Genomic DNA, 15,018 nt, shown 5'->3' on the forward strand with positions numbered 1-15,018 from the left:
AAGGGAAGGATCATGGAAGCTTTCGGCCGGGCCGGCCGCGACAGGAAACTGGAGCGCACGGCAGGGCCGAACGGGTCTCCGGCAACCTGAAGCAGCCCGGCGAGAAGGCCGGGCACGCTTTCAGGCGGTGACCATGACAGCCCCGGGTGGTGCCCACGTCGCGTGAGCGCCACCCGGCAGGCTCAACACGCAAGGTCCCACAAGGAGTTGGGGAGTGGCAGCCGCGTCCCGCCGTCGTGATCGACATCGCGACGCCAGCCGTACTCATGGACGGATGCAGCGCCAGGTCCGGCCGGCACGACGCACAGGAAAGCGGCACACGATGATGTACGACCAGACACGCGCCCAACAGCCCCCGGACAACCGGCCCGGCTCCGCCGGGCGTCAGATCTCCGGCCCGGAGTCGCTGCTCGCGCCGGACGCACGGGCCAAGCTCACCAAGCGCCTCCACATGGCCCTCAACACCTTCGCCGACAGCCCGCGCCAGGCGCTGGAGGACTCCGACGGAGCCCTCGACGAGATCACCACCCAGCTCGTGAACGCCCTCGCGGAACGTCGGCGCGTCCTTCGCGCGGGCTGGCAGGACCAGGACCCCGAAACACAGTCGACCGAGTACCGGCTCGCCCTGAGGCAGTACCGAGAGCTCACGGAGCGCCTGCTGCGCCTGTAGGCACTCGCGCCGGTGGCCGCTTCGCAGCACCAAGAGTGGTGTTGCCGCGGCATCCCCGGTGCCGGAAGAGCATTCCGGTCATACGATGAAAAGTGGGCCGGTGCACTCTCACGTGCGGCGGCCCGGAAGGGCGGCCCCGGTGCGTAGACGCCGGGGCCGTTGTGCCATGGTCGGCGGGCAGACAGGGAGCAGGGGCATGATCCGTTCAGCGGACATCCGCGAGTGGCGCAACCATGACGTGGTCGACCCGAAGCAGCGCAAGATCGGCACGCTCGAAGCGATCTATGTGGACACCGCGACCGACGAACCCGCCATGGCCACCGTCCGGACGGGGCTGCTCAGCCGCCAGCGACTGGTCTTCGTCCCCCTCGACGAGGCGGTGCTCGGGCCGGACTACGTCAAGGTCCCCTACGACAAGGGACAGGCGCGGAAGGCCCCGTCGATCGGCACGGACGACGTACTGCCCGCCGAGCAGGAGGAAGCGATCTTCCAGTACTACGGCATGACGTACAAACCGGGTGCCAACGGCGAACGCAAACTCGCGCGGCGCTGACCGCCCACACGCAGTACAAGGAGGTGTTCGGGTGATGGCGCTCTTCCTGCTGCTCGTCCTGGTGGCCGTCGTACTGGGAATCATCGGCGCGGCCGCGGACGGCATGGGCTATCTGCTGGTCATCGGCATCGTGCTCTTCGTGGCCGATGTGGCCTTCTTCGCCATACGAGGGTCCCGGCGTGCCGGACGGCGTCCCATCCGCTGACGACGGCAGCCGTGCCCGGGCACTTCGGCCGGTGCCCTCGCACCCGTCCGTCGGGCCCTGGCCAGGAGTAGCCTGGAACTACCGAGGACACTTCGCGCACCGGCTTGTGCCTGTGTCGTTTTCGGCGATCCACGACACCGGGCCGGTTCAGGCCGTCCTGGGGGGCTGAGGGCATGTCATGACCGCGACCATGTTGGACGGACCGGCGGTCGACGACCGGGCCCCTTCCTCGTCACCGCTCCGGCTCATGCTGGCACCGGCGGGCACCACTCCGGCACTGATCGACGGTGCGTGGTGGCCCCGCACGCGGGATCTGGCGGCCGAACTCCCGGCGCTCACCGCGGTTTTGGACCCGCTGTGGGGGCGGATCACCCACGTCACCGTGAACCCCACGTTCTGGCCGGTCGTTCCTCGGAGGGTGCCCGTCCACGGCCACGTCGTGCGGGTCGGCTGGTTCAAGGCCGAGCAGGACCCGCACAAGTTGCTGCTGCTCTCCTACACCGCCGGCCGCTGGGACCTGTTGGTGATCCCGCCGGAGACGAGTCCGGCCACAGCCGCCCGCCTGATGACCACCGCAACGGATCCGTCGCGCAGCCTCACCGCGAGCGGCCTGATCCAGGAGGCGGACTTCTTCCGGACCGCGGCCGAGGCCGACTGGGACTCGACCAGGGAAAGGGTCTGGGACTCCGAAGGCGGGCACGAGGCCCACCGTACGAATCCTCGTGGCCCTGCCGGTGCCGTCATCGCCCGCGCATCGGCTCCGGCGCAAGGAATGTGAGCGGCCGCGTACACGTCGAAGGCATGCAGGGAGCGCTGCGAACCCGCGCCTCGTCGGGGTCCGTTCGACCTCCCGGGGGAGTAGCGTGGGGGCATCGAGAGTATTTCGCACACCGGCCTCCACGCCGGTGTCGTTCTCGGCGAGTGACGACACCGGGCCGCTGCCCAAATGCAGCGGCTGGGAGACAGGTTCGCGAGATGTCCGCGACCACCGACCGTCCGCCGCTGCGGATCGTGCCCTTCAGGGCCCCGACCGCCCGTCTCGCGCTGAAGCCCGTGAGCACCACCCGAGGACTTCTGGACGGCGCCTGGTGGCCCCGCTCCCGGGACCTGACACAGGAACTCTCCACCCTGGCCGACATGCTGGACCCGCTGTGGGGACGGATCACCCGGATCGCTGTCAACCCGACGTACTGGCCCGGCCTCCCGGACATGGTGCCCGTCAACGGCCATGTGGTGAAGGTCGGTTGGTTCACACGGGAGCTGGACCCGCACAAGATCCTGCTGCTGTCGTACACCGCCGGCTGCTGGGACCTGCTGGTGATCCCGCCGGAGACCAGCACCGCGGCAGCCGCACGCCTGATGGCCGCCGCGAGCGAGAGCACCGGCACCGCGACCACCGCGAGCGCGCTCATGGCGGCGGAGGAAGCCGTCCACGGCAGCTCCGTGGCCGACCCGGACCGGGATTCCCCGGAGACCTCCGGGGACGAGGACGGCGCCTCCCCCTACCCGGCCGCTGCGGCGGCCGGCCCGAGCCGCCTGCTCATAGGGATGTGAGCCTCATGGTCACCGCCATGGCCTTCAGTACCCTGCTGATCCTGTCCGTCGCGGCGGCACGCGTGATCCACCGGATCGACGCCCGGAGAACGCAGCGCACCACTGTCCAGTCGTCCGAGGTCCTGCCACCGAACTGACGTCATCCGCCCGAAGGGCCGCCGGCCGCGCCCGCCGCCCGGTCAGACACCGCCGGCCGCGGCGGCGGCCATGAGCTGCTCGGCGGTGTCCTGCGGGGTGTCGGGCGGTACGACGAGCAGGTCCCATCGTCCCCGGTTGGGGGCAAGCAGACAGACCGTGTGCGGGGCGGACGTGGCCGTGGATCTGCGCAGGCGCACGACCCGGTCGAGGACGAGCATCCGGCCGGGTGTCGCGGGCCATGTCGCCCCGTTGACCGTGACGCCGGCGATGTGACCCCAGGTGCGGGGCAACCCGGCAAGCAGTCGCGGGAGTTCCGCGAGCAGGTCGTACGAGTGGGGCCACCACGCACCGTCGATGTGGTGCGGCAGGCCGCTGTGGGGCGCGAGGCTCAGGCGGAGCAGGGGATGCGGGGTGAGCGGGGGCTGCAGTACGGCGGTCATGCGGGCTCCTGTCGACTGCCGTGCGGAAAGGGTGGACCGGATTCGGTCGGACGGTCCGGGCTCACAGGCGGCGGGCGGCCACGCGGTCCGGGGCCGGCCAGCGCACCTCGCTCACCCAGCCGAGGCGTTCGAGAAGTCGGATGACGGCGGCGGAGGGGTCCACCTGGCCGCGGTCGACGCCGTGGCGGGCACACGTGGGGTCGGCGTGGTGGAGGTTGTGCCAGCTCTCGCCGAAGGAGAGCAGGGCCAGCGGCCACAGGTTGGTGGCCCGGTCGTGGCGACGGGTGCGGAACGGGCGCTCGCCGATCATGTGGCACAGGGAGTTCACGCTCCAGGTCACATGCTGGAGCAGTGCGATACGCACAAGTCCCGCCCACAGCAGGGCGGTCAGCCCGTGCACCCAGGTTCCTCCGATGGCCCAGCCCGCCGCGAACGGCAGCGCGAGCGTGAGGACGCACAGGGCCGGGAAGGCGCGGGAGACGGCGCTGATGTCGCGGTCGGCGAGCAGGTCGGGGGCGTAACGGTCCGCGGGCGTACTGTCGTTGCGGAACAGCCAGCCGACGTGCGCGTGCAGCAGTCCGCGCAACTGGCCGCGCAGATGCGTGCCGTAGCGGTACGGCGAGTGCGGGTCCCCCGGCCGGTCGGTGAAGGCGTGGTGGCGGCGGTGCGTGGCGACCCAGCCGATGACATCGCCCTGGAAACTCATCGAACCGGCCACAGCCAGCGCGATACGCACGGGACGCACCGCACGGTAGCTGCCATGGGTGAGCCCGCGATGGAAGCCGACCGTGACGCCGAGGCCCGTGACCGTGTAGAGGACAAGGGCGAGCAGGATGTCGGCGGGATGAATGAGACTCCCCCACAGCAACCAGCCGGCGAGGCCGAGTGCCACGAACGGCAGGACGACGATCGCCGCGGTCACGGCGACGTACAGCCGCTCGCCGCTGTTCCGTGGCGGAGTCGGAACCTCCGCGGGGAAGGGACCCGTCCCGTCGTATCCCTCGGGCGACTGAACAGCGTTCGGCGGCGCGACCGCTGAAGGGGGTTCGGCCGCGGACGTGGTGGAACCGATTGACATGCGGAACTCCTTGACCTCGGTGCGGGTGGCGCGGCCGGGGTCACGGGCTGCTCCTGCAGGGACACGTGGTGGGCTTCGAAGCGGCGGCCCGGCGACTTCGTCCGGATCCGTACGGTCCGCCGACTGCCTGCCGGCATCTGCCCAGGAAGAGTCCTCAGTTCCTACACCGTACTCGCGCCCGCCCCGAAACGATGCGGCCCGGCTTGTCCGGGGTTGGCACCGCTGCCGACAGGGCATCCTGCCGACCGTCGAACATCCGGGCAAATCATGACGAATTGGCTTCGCTACAAGTACCGAAGTCATTCGTGACGGGTCGGCGATGTGGCCGACGTCCTCGTCGTCGGCAGCGGCAGCGGCCGTCAGACCTTGCAGAATCCGAGTCCTTCGAGGGCGGCGTTGATCTGCTTGCCCTGTGCCTCGGTGGTGGTGACGTCCTTGTACGTGAAGCGCTGCGAGGCGAGCCAGTCGGCCTTGCCGCTCTCGACGGCACTGCACTGATTGCGTGCGGCGTCGATGGCCTTGTCCTCGTACTTCACGGTGTCCGGATTGGCGGCGGCGAGAGCCCTGAGCAACACCTCACGGTCGGCGCCTGTCGGCACGGGCGGGATACCGACGGCGGTGACGGTGGCGGAGGGCTGGTCGGGCGTGACCTCGGACGCGGTGGCACTGGCCGTGGTCTTCGCTGCATCATCGCTGGTTTCGTCGCCGCTTTCGTCGCTGCTGCAGCCGACGAGGGCGACGGCGAGCGCGGCTGTGACGGTCGCGATGGTGATGCGGGTGCGCATGATCCCCCCTGGGAATGGTGTGCCTGAGGAGGCATCATCCGGCATATGCGGGGTGAGCGAAGGCTCTGTGACTGCGCTGTGACATGACGAAGCCCTGGCCGGAGGCGGTGGCCGCGAGCAGCGTTTGCCGTTGGGCTCTCTCGGCCGTGCGCATGCAGCGCGTTTGCCGGGCTCAGCACCGGCTGAAGGTGATGCAGTCGGGCTTCGGTACGGGTACGGACGCGCCGGTGTCCGTCAGTTGTCCGGACCGTGGGTCGACGGCGAAGAGGTTCACCGTGTTGCTCGCCTGGTTCGCGACGAACAGCCAACTCCCGCTGGGATGAAGGGAGAAGCTCCAGGGCGTGAGTCCCCCGCAGGAGATGCGCTGTACCTGGGTGAGCAGGCCGGTCCTTTGCGTTCGGCGCGGGCTACAGAGCGGCAAATGCCGGAACCCCGGCGGACTCGCTCAGCTCCGCCCAGACCGTCTTGCCGTGCCGGGCGTGGCGTGTGCCCCAGCGCTCGGCGAGTTGGGCGACCAGGAGCAGGCCGCGGCCGCCCTCGTCGTAGACGCGGGCGCGGCGTTGGTGCGGGGTGGTGCTGCTGTCGTCGGAGACCTCGCACAGGAGGGTGCGGTCGTGGATCAGGCGCAGCCGGATGGGGGGTCGGCCGTAGCGGACGGCGTTGGTGACCAGCTCGCTGACCACCAGCTCGGCGGTGAAGCCCAGGTCCTCCAGGCCCCAGGTACTCAACTGCTCGGAGACGCTCGATCGGGCACGCGAGACTGCGGCAGGGTCGAACTCCAGGTCCCAGCTGGCGACCTGGAGGTCGCCACGGGCATGGGGGCGGGCCAGGAGCAGGGCGACATCGTCGTCCGGGCGACTCGGCAGCAGGGTTTCGAGCACCTTGTCGCAGGACGCCTCCAGAGAGGGGGCGGGCTGGTCGAGGGCCCGGCGGAGCAGGGCGAGGCCCGTCTCGATGTCGTGGTCGCGGGCTTCGATCAGACCGTCGGTGTAGAGGGCGAGGAGGCTGCCTTCGGGGAGTTCGACCTCCGCCGCTTCGAACGGCAGCCCGCCCAGGCCCAGCGGCGGCCCCGGGGGCAGGTCGAGGATGTCGGCGGTGCCGTCCCGGGGCACCAGGACGGGCGGCACATGGCCTGCGCGCGCGAGGGTGCAGCAACTGCTCACCGGGTCGTAGACCGCGTACAGGCAGGTGGCGCCCACGTCCGTTGCCTCTGTGACGGTGTCCGGGTCCATGGACGCTTCGGCGGACAGGCGGATGACGACGTCGTCGAGGTGTGTGAGGAGCTCGTCGGGCGGCAGGTCGATGTCGGCCAGGGTGCGTACGGCCGTCCGCAGCCGGCCCATGGTCGCGGCGGCGTGGACGCCGTGGCCGACGACGTCGCCCACCACGAGGGCGACGCGGGCGCCGGACAGCGGGATGACGTCGTACCAGTCGCCGCCCACGCCGGTCTGGGCGCCGGCGGGCAGGTAGCGGCAGGCGACTTCCACGGTGGACTGCGGTGGCGTACGAGACGGGAGCAGGCTGCGCTGGAGGCTGAGGGCGGTGGTGCGGGCGTGTGTGTAGCGGCGGGCGTTGTCGACCGCTATGGCCGCCCTGGCGGCGATCTCCTGGGCCAGGAGCAGGTCCTCGTCGTCGTAGCGGTCGGGGTTGCGGTGGCGGGAGAACTGGGCGACGCCGAGCGTGGTGCCGCGTGCACGCAGGGGCACCACCAGCGTCGAGTGGACCGGCGGTGGCTCCGCCGTGCGGCTCCCGTCGGGGTGGTGGCGTTCGGGCCGGCCGGTGGTCAGGGCGCGGTCGGGCGGTGAGCCGTCCGGGTAGGTGTGGAGCTGCTGTGGCGTGATCGTCGGTTCCGGGTGGTCGTCCGTCACTGATCGCAGGGCGAGTCTGCGCAGTACGAGCTGTCTCTCCACCGGGTTTGCGGGTCCGTGGAGCGCGGAGTCGAGCAGGTCGACGATGGCGAGGTCGGCGAAGTACTCGGTGGCCAGGTCCGCCAGTTCCTGGGTGGTGCGGGCGATGTCCAGGGTGGTGCCGATGCGCAGCCCGGCCTCGTTCACCATCGACAGCCGCCACCGCAGTCGGCGGTCCCGCTCCTCCTGGTACGCGATGACGCCCTGCTCGGACGCGCGGTCCACGTATCCGGTCGTCGTCGCGACCAGTTTGCGTGTGGCCGCGCTGATCAGCTCGGGGTCGCTGGTCAGCCGGGACAGTACTTCGAGCAGCCGGTCGAGGGCGATGCCCTGCGCAAGCCGGTAGCCCCGCAGCATGACCGTGACGGGTATCCCGTGGCGGGCCAGCCGACGGGCGCGTTCGACATCGGCGGCGGGCGGATCGATCCGGCTCGGGTCGACGCCGTGCTCGAGGCCGGTCAGCGCGCCGAGAACGTGCTCCGCGATGTTCTCCGAGGTCAGTCGGGCCATTCCCGGGTCTTCCCACAGTTCCGGGACTTCGCTCCGCAGGCACCTCTCCACGTCGGCGATCAGCCTGTCCGCGCTCCGGCTGAGCTCATGATGCGCGGCACGGGCGATGAGGCTGTCCGCGGTGACGTCCACACTGTCGACGCTACGCCGTACGGGCGCGTACGCATCGCCGGCGGCGGACCGAGTGCACCCCTGCCGCTGGCCTACGCCCGCTGTCCGGCCTCGACAGGACGAGGTCGGACAGAGGTCTCAGGGGTCCTGACCGGTTCACTGGACCGAGTCGACGTACTCCTCGTCCCGGCCGGCCTCCGGCTCCACCGGCTCCTCCTGGCCATGCTTGCCGGCGGTCCTGTCGCCGGGCAGGACCAACAGGACGACGACGGTTCCGGCGGCCATGACGATGCCGCCTATGAGGCTGGTGTGGGCGATGGCGTGGGCGAAGGACTCGTGCACCGCGTCGACCAGGATCTGGGCCTGCTGGGGTCCGCCGTCGGGGTTCTTCGCGACCTGCTCGGCGACCGCGAGGCCGCCACCCACCGAGTCCGTGGCGGTGTCCGTCGCCGCGCCCGGGAGGTTCCCGCCGACCAGGCCGGTCAGCTTGTCCTTGTAGGAGGTGGCGAGGAGCGAGCCGAGGATGGCGATGCCCAGGGAGCCGCCGAGTTCCAGCGCGGTGTCGTTGGCGCCGCCGCCGACGCCCAGTTCCGACTCGGGGAAGGAGCCCATGATGGTGTCGGTGGCCGGGGACAGGCTCAGGCCGATGGCGAAGCCGAGCATCAGCAGGGGCGCCAGGAAGTCGGTGTACGTCGAGCCCGACGCGATCTGCGTGAGCAGGAAGACTCCCGCGGTGCCGATCACCATGCCGGTGCCCACCACCAGTTTCACGCCGAGCTTCGGGCCCAGTCGCCCGGTCACCGCGGCGCCGACGAACACGGCTCCGGCCAGCGGCAGCAGTCGTACGCCGGTCTCCAGCGCGTTGTAGCCGAGGACGAACTGCAGGAACTGGGTGGAGTAGTAGATCGAGCCGAAGGTGCCGAAGAAGAAGAACAGCACCGCGAGCATGGAGCCGCTGAAGGGGCGCTCCTTGAACTTGCGCACGTTCAGCATGGGGTGCGGGTGGCGCAGCTCCCAGGCGACGAAGGCGGGCAGGCCGACGGCGGCGACCACGACCGCGGTGACGGGGCCGACGCCCCAGCCGAAGTGCGGGCCCTCGATGGTCGCGTAGACCAGGCTGCCGACGGTGACGATCGAGAGCAGACCGCCGACGTAGTCGATCCTGCCCATCTTCTCCGCCTTCGACGGCGGCACGAGGAGGAGTGCGCCGACGACGCCGACGAGCGCGAGGGGTACGTTCATCAGGAAGGTGGAACCCCAGGCGTGGTCCTCGAGCAGCCAGCCGGCGGCCAGCGGGCCGACGGCGATGGCGAGGCCGGAGGTGGCGCTCCAGGCGGTGATCGCCTTGGCCCGCTCCCCCCTCGGGAACATCGCGACCAGCAGCGACAAGGTCGCCGGCATGACGACGGCGGCGCCCACACCCATGATCGCGCGGGCGGTGATGACGAGGATGGTCTCGTCGACCAGGCCGCCCATCACCGCGCCCCCCGCGAAGATCAGCAGGCCCAGGATCAGCGCACCGCGACGGCTGTACTTGTCGCCGATCGAGCCCAGTACGAGCATCAGTGCGGCGTACGGGACGGTGTAGCCGTCGACGACCCACTGCAGGTCACTGCTGCTGAGGCCCAGGTCCGTGGTCATGTCCGGCGCGGCCACGATCAGTGAGGTGTTCGCCATGACCACGATCAGCAGGCTCAGGCACAGCACCAGCAGAGCCCACCAGCGCCGCGGGTAGGGCCCCGTCATCTTCTCGGCGGGTGTGTTGGCAAAGAGCGGCATCGGAAGCTCCTCAGGGCGAAAGCGGCAGGTACGGGGGTCGTGGATCGGCGGGTGCGGTGCGGGCACGGCCACCGCGCCGCACAGTTATTTGCCCAACGATGTGCAGACTAGTTTATTGCCCATCCGTGTGCAAGTATCGGGCTGCCCTCCCCCGTCGACCGGAGGTCCGACATGACCAGCCCTCACGTCACAGGCGGCGGGCGGCGCCAGACACAGCTCACCCGGGCCCGCATCCTGGAAGCGGCACGGCAGGAACTCGGCCGTGATCCCGACAGCAGCCTCGGGGACATCGCCGAGGCCGCCGGCGTGGTGCGCCGCACCGTCTACGACCACTTCGCCGGTCGGTCCGCGCTGATCGAAGGCCTTGTCGCGGAAGCCGCGCAAGCTCTGCGACACGCGTTGGCGACCATGTCGCACCCTGTCCCTGACGCCGTCACCGCGATGACACGCTTCGTCGCGGCCCTGTGGCCCGTCGGCGACCGGTATCGCACGCTGCTGAGACTCGCGCCCCAGGACCTGTGCGCGGAACGGGTGGACGAAGTCCTCGCCCCCGCCCGCGACATGGCGGCGTCGATCATCGCCCAGGGACAGCGGCAGGGCGTCTTCCGGACCAACGTCCCGCCCGAGCCGCTCAGCCGGGCGCTCGAAGGGCTCCTGCTGGCACTCCTGGAGTGCGTGAACGCCGGCACCTGGAGCGACGACGGCACGCGCGCCGCGACCGCCGCCCTGATCGCGGTGGGGACGGACGGCGACCTCGCCCTCGCGCGGCTCCGCAAGTCCAGCCGCCCTGAGCGCACCGCCTAGAAGCCCGGTCCACGTCCGACTCCGGCGGCTCGTGCCCACGACCGGAGATCACTTCCCGAACTTGCTGAATCTCCCGAACTTCCTGAATTTCCTGAGAGGAAAGCCATGTACCAGTCCCAGCATGACGAGGAGCCCGTGGGCGGGCCGTACTACGGTGAAGGCGCCCTGTATGTGGGCTCCCCGACCCCGAGGAGGCGGCGCAGGATCCTCGCCGTCGCGTCCCTGGCCGCGTTGCTGGTCGGAGCTGTCGTCGTCGACCGAGTTGCCGCGGCCCGCGCCGAGAGCCGTACGGCCGAGGCGTTCCAGGAGGGCATGGGGACGCCGGAGCGACCTTCGGTGCACGTCAGCGGCTTCCCCGTACTGACGCAACTGGCCCGGGGGAACCTGCGGCACGTCGACATCACCGCGCATGACATACCGGCCCGCGGAACGACGCGGCTCCTGCCGGTGACGCAACTGACAGTCGGCATCGACGGTTTGAAGACCTCGGAGAACGCCGACGAAGCCCATGCACGCAGTGTCGAGGCGACCGCCTTCCTGTCGTACGAGGACGTGTCGGAGGCGCTCGGCCTGAAGGTCTCGCAGGGTGATGAGCCGGGCCGGGTCGACGCGACGGTCGGCCTGCCGCTCGCCGGTGACGTGACCGTGAGCGCGGCGGTCTCGGTGGCCGACGGCAACCGCATCGCCTTCTCGGACTTTCGCATCGCCGAGGGCGAGTTGATCCCTCCCGTGAAGGCGCTGCTCGACAAGGCCCTGGAAGAGCCCGTCCCTCTCCGGAACATCCCCGAGGGCCTGCACCTGCGTTCGGTCACCACCACGGAAAAGGGGATCAGCGCCCGCTTCACCGGTAAGTCGGTCACCTTCCGCCCGAGTTCGACGTCCGCGTGATCCACCGGGGGTGTCCGGTACGGGATCAGCCGTGGGAGCCTTCGGCCCGCATGTCCGCCGCCACACCCTCGACGGTCATGGTCGCCGTCTGCTCGGACACGCCCGCCGCGACCAGGGTGGCCACAGCGGTGCGCGTCCCGTCGTCCTCCCACGTCCCCGTGTTGACGCTCTCCAGGAGGGAGAGGTTCAGGGCTTCCAGGGCGGCGCTCAGCACGGCTGCGGGCAGGTGGCCGTGGAACACGCCCGCACGCTGCCCCCGCTCGAGGATGGCGGTGGCCTCGTTGCGGGCCGGGGCGAGGATCTCGGACACCCGTTCCGCGCCCAGGTCCTGGCGGGCGAGGGCGAGGAGCAGCCGGTAGCGGTCGCCGACGGGCCAGATCGACAGGACGAACCGGGCCAGGGCGCGCCGAGGTGCCTCCTCCGCGTCGGGCCTCCGGACCAAGGTGCCGCGCAGGGCCTCGGACGCCTCCTCGGCGAGCGCTTCCAGCAAGGCCGCGCGCCCCGGGAAGTGCCCGAAGAGCGTACGGCGAACCACGCCGGCGGCCCGCGCGATCTCCTCCAGGGTCACGTCGGGGTTCCGGCCGAGCTCCTGCCGGGCGGTGGCGAGGATGCGGGCCCGGTTGGAACGCGAGTTGCGTCGCAGCGGTTCGCGGACGACAGGCTTGGACACGGCGCTCTCCCCGTCAGTCAAGGTCGGGCAGTGGGCGGCGGGCGACGTCGTGGGCGTCCTCCGGCGGGACGCCCAGCATGCGCAGCAGCATCTCGGCGAGGTTCGACGCGGTCTCGTCACCGTCGAGTTCCGGCCGGGCGAACCGCAGTTCCACCAGCGCCAGCAGGGAGCCGCCCAAGGCGGTCAGCGCGACGGTCGGATCAGCGATGGTGAATCGGCCGGAGGCGATGCCGGCCTCCAGGTCACGCATGGCACGCGAAGCCAGGCCCGAGTCGGAGTGGATGTGACCGAGGCCGCGGTGGCGCAGGATCTGCATCAGCTCGGGCTGGGAGTCGGCCAGGCGCGCGCCGAGGCGGAATCCCGCCGCGACGAGCTCCGCCGGGTCGTCGATTCCCCGCAGGTGCTCGTCGAAGGTCTGGCCGAGTTCCTCGAGGGCGTCCCGCACGGCCGCGTCGAACAGTTCCGTCTTCGACCCGAAGTGGTTGTAGAAGGAGCCGAAGCCGACGTCCGCGCGCTCCGCGATCACCTGGATGCTGGCACTGGTGTCCCCGGTCTCGGCGAGTATCCGCCGGGCCGCGCGGACGAGCGCCTGGCGGGTCTCGGCGCGACGCCGTTCGAAGCGGTTGCTGGGCGGGGCTGACGTCGGCATACGCGCGAGCTTAGCAACGGAGTCCCACACCTCCACAGTTCTGATGAATCCATCAGTTCCTTTGCGGTCAAGCTATTGACGATCGAAGAATCAAAGTTGATGATTTCCTCATTACGGCAATGTTGCTTGGAGGACACCATGTCCGGAACCCGCGTCAACGCGGTCGGCGTCACGGACGTCAGGACGGCCCACCAGGACCTCCACAGCGCGCAGGGTGCCCTGCGCGGAGAGCATCCAGGACGTTCGCGGAATCCAGTGATCAAGGTGGCCGACCTGGCCTGGCTGGAGTTCGAGAAGCCCGACCTGGACCGCGCCGAGGTCTTCGCGCGGGACTTCGGGTTCGCGATCGCCGCGCGGACCGAGTCCGAGCTGTGGCTGCGCGGCAGCTTCGCCGGCTCACCGTGCATGGTGATCCGCAAGGGGCGCGCTAGCCGCTTCATCGGCCCCGTGTTCCGCGCGGCCGAGCGGGCCGACCTGGACCGGCTCGCCCGGGCGACGGGGACGGACGTACGCGACGCGGACGTCCCGGGCGGCGGCCGTGCCGTGAACCTGCTCGACCCCTCGGGCTTCCCCGTACGCGTCGTGCACTGTGGCGAGGAACTGCCTGCGCTGCCCGAACAGCGGCCGCTGCTGCTCAATTTCGGCACCGATCACCGTCGCAGGAATGCCACGCAGCGCCCGCCGCGTGAACCGTCCCGTATCCAGCGCCTGGGGCATGTGGTGCTGGAGACGCGGGTGTTCGCCCGGGCCCTGGACTGGTATCTGGACACGCTGGGCATGATCGTGTCCGACTTCCTGTTCCTGGACGGGCAGCGTGACCGTGGTCCGACCATGGCGTTCGTCCGCTGCGACCGGGGCGGTGCGGAGGTCGACCATCACACGCTGGCCATGCATCTGGGGCCGGGCAACGGCTATGTGCACTCCGCCTACCAGGTCACCGACCTGGACTCGCTCGCCACCGGCGGCGAGTACCTGAACGAACGTGGCTACAAGCGCAGTTGGGGCATCGGGCGGCACATCCAGGGCAGCCAGCTCTTCGACTACTGGCGCGACCCCGACCGCTTCATGCTGGAGCACTTCGCCGACGGCGACCTGTTCTCCTGCGACCTGGAGCCCGGCTGGGCACCCATGTCGACCAGCGGCCTCGCCCAGTGGGGCCCGCCGGCCACCCGCGACTTCCTCGGCGCCAGTCCCTCCCCCGCCCGGGTCCGCGATGTCATCCAGGCCCTGCGCGGCGACAACGAAATGGACCCGGCGCGCCTCCTTGGCCTGCTCAAGGCCGCGAACTCCTGAACCCCCGACTCCCCTATGAAGGCACTGATATGAGCACCAACGTCCTGCGTACCGCCGATGGCTGGTGGGTGGTGCGCGACGCGCGCGCTGTCCGTATCGACACCAAGGCCGTCACCACCGCCGAGCTGCTGGCCGACCGCGACGCCGTCCGGGAGACCGCCCTCTCTGGCGAGACGGGCACACCCGTGGCCGACCTGGTGGCACTCTCCCCGGTCACCACCCCTTGCCGGGTGGTCGCCCAGATGGTCAACTACCGCAGCCACGCCCGCGATTCGGGCTTCACCGGCGACATCCCGCCCGCCTTCTTCCGCAAGGCGTCCGGATCGGTGAGCGGCCCGGACGAGGCGATCGTCCGGCCGTCGCATGTGAAGTTCCTCGACTACGAGGCCGAGTTGGGCTTGGTGATGGGCGCGCCGCTGCCTGTGGGCACCGTGGTCGAGGAGCGGGACCTGCCCTCGTACGTCGCCGGGCTCGTGATCACCAATGACGTCAGCGCCCGGGACGTACAGCTCACCAAGACGCAGTTCTACGAGAGCAAGTCGTACCCCACCTTCACGCCGACCGGGCCCTACCTGGCGCTGCTTGAGCCGGAGGACTTCGCCCATCTCCTGGATCTGCGGCTGAAGTTGAACGTCAACGGGGATCTGCGTCAGGACCGCACCCTCGCCGACATGATCGTCCGACCGGCGCAGGCACTGACCCTGCTTGCCCGGTTCCAGACCCTCGATCCCGGCGATCTGCTGCTGACCGGCACCCCCGGCGGCACGGCGCTGAAGGCTCCGCCCAAGCCGGTCGAGAAGCTCGGGGCGCTGCTGCCGCCCGCGCTGAAGTGGAAGGCGTTCTTCAAGACCCAGGCCAAGAACCCGCACTACCTGCACCACGGAGACCAGGTGACCGTGACCATCGCCACCGGGGACGGGCGCATCGACCTCGGCGAGCAGCGCACCCCCGTGACCGACGCCGACTGAGACCCGACCCGAATCG

At 70.3% G+C, this 15,018-nt stretch carries 17 protein-coding genes; 9 read left to right on the forward strand and 8 right to left on the reverse strand.

Going from position 1 to position 15,018, the window contains the following annotated elements:
- The first annotated feature begins 322 nt into the window (after nucleotides 1–322).
- The 5 genes from OG246_RS33650 (at nucleotide 323) to OG246_RS33670 (ending at nucleotide 2,982) form a co-directional block, all read left to right on the forward strand.
- The gene (locus OG246_RS33650; protein WP_266472122.1) at nucleotides 323–670 is read left to right on the forward strand and encodes a hypothetical protein; all 348 of its coding nucleotides are present in this window, start codon (nucleotides 323–325) and stop codon (nucleotides 668–670) included.
- 196 nt (nucleotides 671–866) lie between these two features.
- Nucleotides 867–1,223 (forward strand): PRC-barrel domain-containing protein, encoded by a 357-nt coding sequence (locus tag OG246_RS33655; protein ID WP_266472124.1) that lies wholly within the window; start codon nucleotides 867–869, stop codon nucleotides 1,221–1,223.
- Nucleotides 1,224–1,257: 34 nt separating this feature from the next.
- A complete protein-coding gene (locus OG246_RS33660) occupies nucleotides 1,258–1,428 on the forward strand; it encodes a hypothetical protein (protein ID WP_266472126.1) in 171 nt (56 codons plus the stop codon).
- Between the two features lie 178 nt (nucleotides 1,429–1,606).
- Nucleotides 1,607–2,206: a DUF5994 family protein gene (locus tag OG246_RS33665; protein ID WP_266472129.1), complete on the forward strand. Its 600-nt coding sequence runs from the start codon at nucleotides 1,607–1,609 to the stop codon at nucleotides 2,204–2,206.
- A gap of 197 nt (nucleotides 2,207–2,403) precedes the next feature.
- Nucleotides 2,404–2,982 carry a DUF5994 family protein gene (locus OG246_RS33670; protein ID WP_323178357.1) on the forward strand — a complete coding sequence of 193 codons (579 nt, stop codon included), beginning with the start codon at nucleotides 2,404–2,406 and terminating at the stop codon, nucleotides 2,980–2,982.
- Between the two features lie 179 nt (nucleotides 2,983–3,161).
- On the opposite strand, the gene OG246_RS33675 is transcribed toward OG246_RS33670, so the two are convergent.
- The 6 genes from OG246_RS33675 to OG246_RS33700 form a co-directional block, all read right to left on the reverse strand.
- On the reverse strand, nucleotides 3,162–3,560 hold the full coding sequence (locus OG246_RS33675; RefSeq protein WP_266472132.1) for a DUF5994 family protein: 399 nt from the start codon (nucleotides 3,558–3,560) through the stop codon (nucleotides 3,162–3,164).
- A gap of 61 nt (nucleotides 3,561–3,621) precedes the next feature.
- A complete protein-coding gene (locus tag OG246_RS33680) occupies nucleotides 3,622–4,638 on the reverse strand; it encodes an acyl-CoA desaturase (RefSeq protein ID WP_266472135.1) in 1,017 nt (338 codons plus the stop codon).
- Between the two features lie 359 nt (nucleotides 4,639–4,997).
- The gene (locus tag OG246_RS33685; RefSeq protein ID WP_266472137.1) at nucleotides 4,998–5,423 is read right to left on the reverse strand and encodes a hypothetical protein; all 426 of its coding nucleotides are present in this window, start codon (nucleotides 5,421–5,423) and stop codon (nucleotides 4,998–5,000) included.
- A 172-nt stretch (nucleotides 5,424–5,595) separates the two neighbouring features.
- Nucleotides 5,596–5,844, reverse strand: coding sequence for a beta-propeller fold lactonase family protein (locus OG246_RS33690; RefSeq protein ID WP_266472139.1), 249 nt, complete (start codon nucleotides 5,842–5,844; stop codon nucleotides 5,596–5,598).
- The gene (locus tag OG246_RS33695; protein ID WP_266472143.1) at nucleotides 5,831–7,972 is read right to left on the reverse strand and encodes a SpoIIE family protein phosphatase; all 2,142 of its coding nucleotides are present in this window, start codon (nucleotides 7,970–7,972) and stop codon (nucleotides 5,831–5,833) included. Before OG246_RS33695 ends, OG246_RS33690 begins: the two co-directional genes overlap by 14 nt.
- A gap of 135 nt (nucleotides 7,973–8,107) precedes the next feature.
- Nucleotides 8,108–9,730: an MFS transporter gene (locus tag OG246_RS33700; protein WP_266472146.1), complete on the reverse strand. Its 1,623-nt coding sequence runs from the start codon at nucleotides 9,728–9,730 to the stop codon at nucleotides 8,108–8,110.
- A 171-nt stretch (nucleotides 9,731–9,901) separates the two neighbouring features.
- Here OG246_RS33700 and OG246_RS33705 point away from each other — a divergent pair, with 171 nt between their 5' ends.
- Together OG246_RS33705 and OG246_RS33710 are read left to right on the forward strand one after the other, a co-directional pair.
- Nucleotides 9,902–10,534, forward strand: a complete 633-nt coding sequence (locus tag OG246_RS33705) for a TetR/AcrR family transcriptional regulator (RefSeq protein ID WP_266472148.1) — start codon at nucleotides 9,902–9,904, stop codon at nucleotides 10,532–10,534.
- A 105-nt stretch (nucleotides 10,535–10,639) separates the two neighbouring features.
- Nucleotides 10,640–11,422, forward strand: a complete 783-nt coding sequence (locus OG246_RS33710) for a DUF2993 domain-containing protein (RefSeq protein WP_266472151.1) — start codon at nucleotides 10,640–10,642, stop codon at nucleotides 11,420–11,422.
- A gap of 25 nt (nucleotides 11,423–11,447) precedes the next feature.
- Here OG246_RS33710 and OG246_RS33715 read toward each other — a convergent pair whose 3' ends face one another.
- Both OG246_RS33715 and OG246_RS33720 read right to left on the reverse strand, forming a co-directional pair.
- Nucleotides 11,448–12,092 (reverse strand): TetR/AcrR family transcriptional regulator, encoded by a 645-nt coding sequence (locus tag OG246_RS33715; RefSeq protein WP_266472153.1) that lies wholly within the window; start codon nucleotides 12,090–12,092, stop codon nucleotides 11,448–11,450.
- 13 nt (nucleotides 12,093–12,105) lie between these two features.
- A complete protein-coding gene (locus tag OG246_RS33720; protein ID WP_266472156.1) occupies nucleotides 12,106–12,741 on the reverse strand; it encodes a TetR/AcrR family transcriptional regulator in 636 nt (211 codons plus the stop codon).
- Between the two features lie 138 nt (nucleotides 12,742–12,879).
- Between OG246_RS33720 and OG246_RS33725 the strand changes: the two genes are divergently transcribed.
- Nucleotides 12,880–14,034, forward strand: coding sequence for a VOC family protein (locus tag OG246_RS33725; protein WP_266472158.1), 1,155 nt, complete (start codon nucleotides 12,880–12,882; stop codon nucleotides 14,032–14,034).
- Nucleotides 14,035–14,063: 29 nt separating this feature from the next.
- On the forward strand, nucleotides 14,064–15,002 hold the full coding sequence (locus tag OG246_RS33730; RefSeq protein WP_266472161.1) for a fumarylacetoacetate hydrolase family protein: 939 nt from the start codon (nucleotides 14,064–14,066) through the stop codon (nucleotides 15,000–15,002).
- Nucleotides 15,003–15,018 lie beyond the last annotated feature (16 nt).

The sequence above is a fragment of the Streptomyces sp. NBC_00620 genome, assembly GCF_026341825.1.
In the GTDB taxonomy this organism is placed as follows: Bacteria; Actinomycetota; Actinomycetes; order Streptomycetales; family Streptomycetaceae; genus Streptomyces.

Bases quoted from the DNA above. Each gene is read 5' to 3' on its own strand.
- OG246_RS33650 (WP_266472122.1), top strand. From the start codon at position 323: ATGATGTACGACCAGACACGCGCCCAACAGCCCCCGGACAACCGGCCC.
- OG246_RS33655 (WP_266472124.1), top strand. From the start codon at position 867: ATGATCCGTTCAGCGGACATCCGCGAGTGGCGCAACCATGACGTGGTC.
- OG246_RS33660 (WP_266472126.1), top strand. From the start codon at position 1,258: ATGGCGCTCTTCCTGCTGCTCGTCCTGGTGGCCGTCGTACTGGGAATC.
- OG246_RS33665 (WP_266472129.1), top strand. From the start codon at position 1,607: ATGACCGCGACCATGTTGGACGGACCGGCGGTCGACGACCGGGCCCCT.
- OG246_RS33670 (WP_323178357.1), top strand. From the start codon at position 2,404: ATGTCCGCGACCACCGACCGTCCGCCGCTGCGGATCGTGCCCTTCAGG.
- OG246_RS33675 (WP_266472132.1), bottom strand. From the start codon at position 3,560: ATGACCGCCGTACTGCAGCCCCCGCTCACCCCGCATCCCCTGCTCCGC.
- OG246_RS33680 (WP_266472135.1), bottom strand. From the start codon at position 4,638: ATGTCAATCGGTTCCACCACGTCCGCGGCCGAACCCCCTTCAGCGGTC.
- OG246_RS33685 (WP_266472137.1), bottom strand. From the start codon at position 5,423: ATGCGCACCCGCATCACCATCGCGACCGTCACAGCCGCGCTCGCCGTC.
- OG246_RS33700 (WP_266472146.1), bottom strand. From the start codon at position 9,730: ATGCCGCTCTTTGCCAACACACCCGCCGAGAAGATGACGGGGCCCTAC.
- OG246_RS33705 (WP_266472148.1), top strand. From the start codon at position 9,902: ATGACCAGCCCTCACGTCACAGGCGGCGGGCGGCGCCAGACACAGCTC.
- OG246_RS33710 (WP_266472151.1), top strand. From the start codon at position 10,640: ATGTACCAGTCCCAGCATGACGAGGAGCCCGTGGGCGGGCCGTACTAC.
- OG246_RS33720 (WP_266472156.1), bottom strand. From the start codon at position 12,741: ATGCCGACGTCAGCCCCGCCCAGCAACCGCTTCGAACGGCGTCGCGCC.
- OG246_RS33725 (WP_266472158.1), top strand. From the start codon at position 12,880: ATGTCCGGAACCCGCGTCAACGCGGTCGGCGTCACGGACGTCAGGACG.
- OG246_RS33730 (WP_266472161.1), top strand. From the start codon at position 14,064: ATGAGCACCAACGTCCTGCGTACCGCCGATGGCTGGTGGGTGGTGCGC.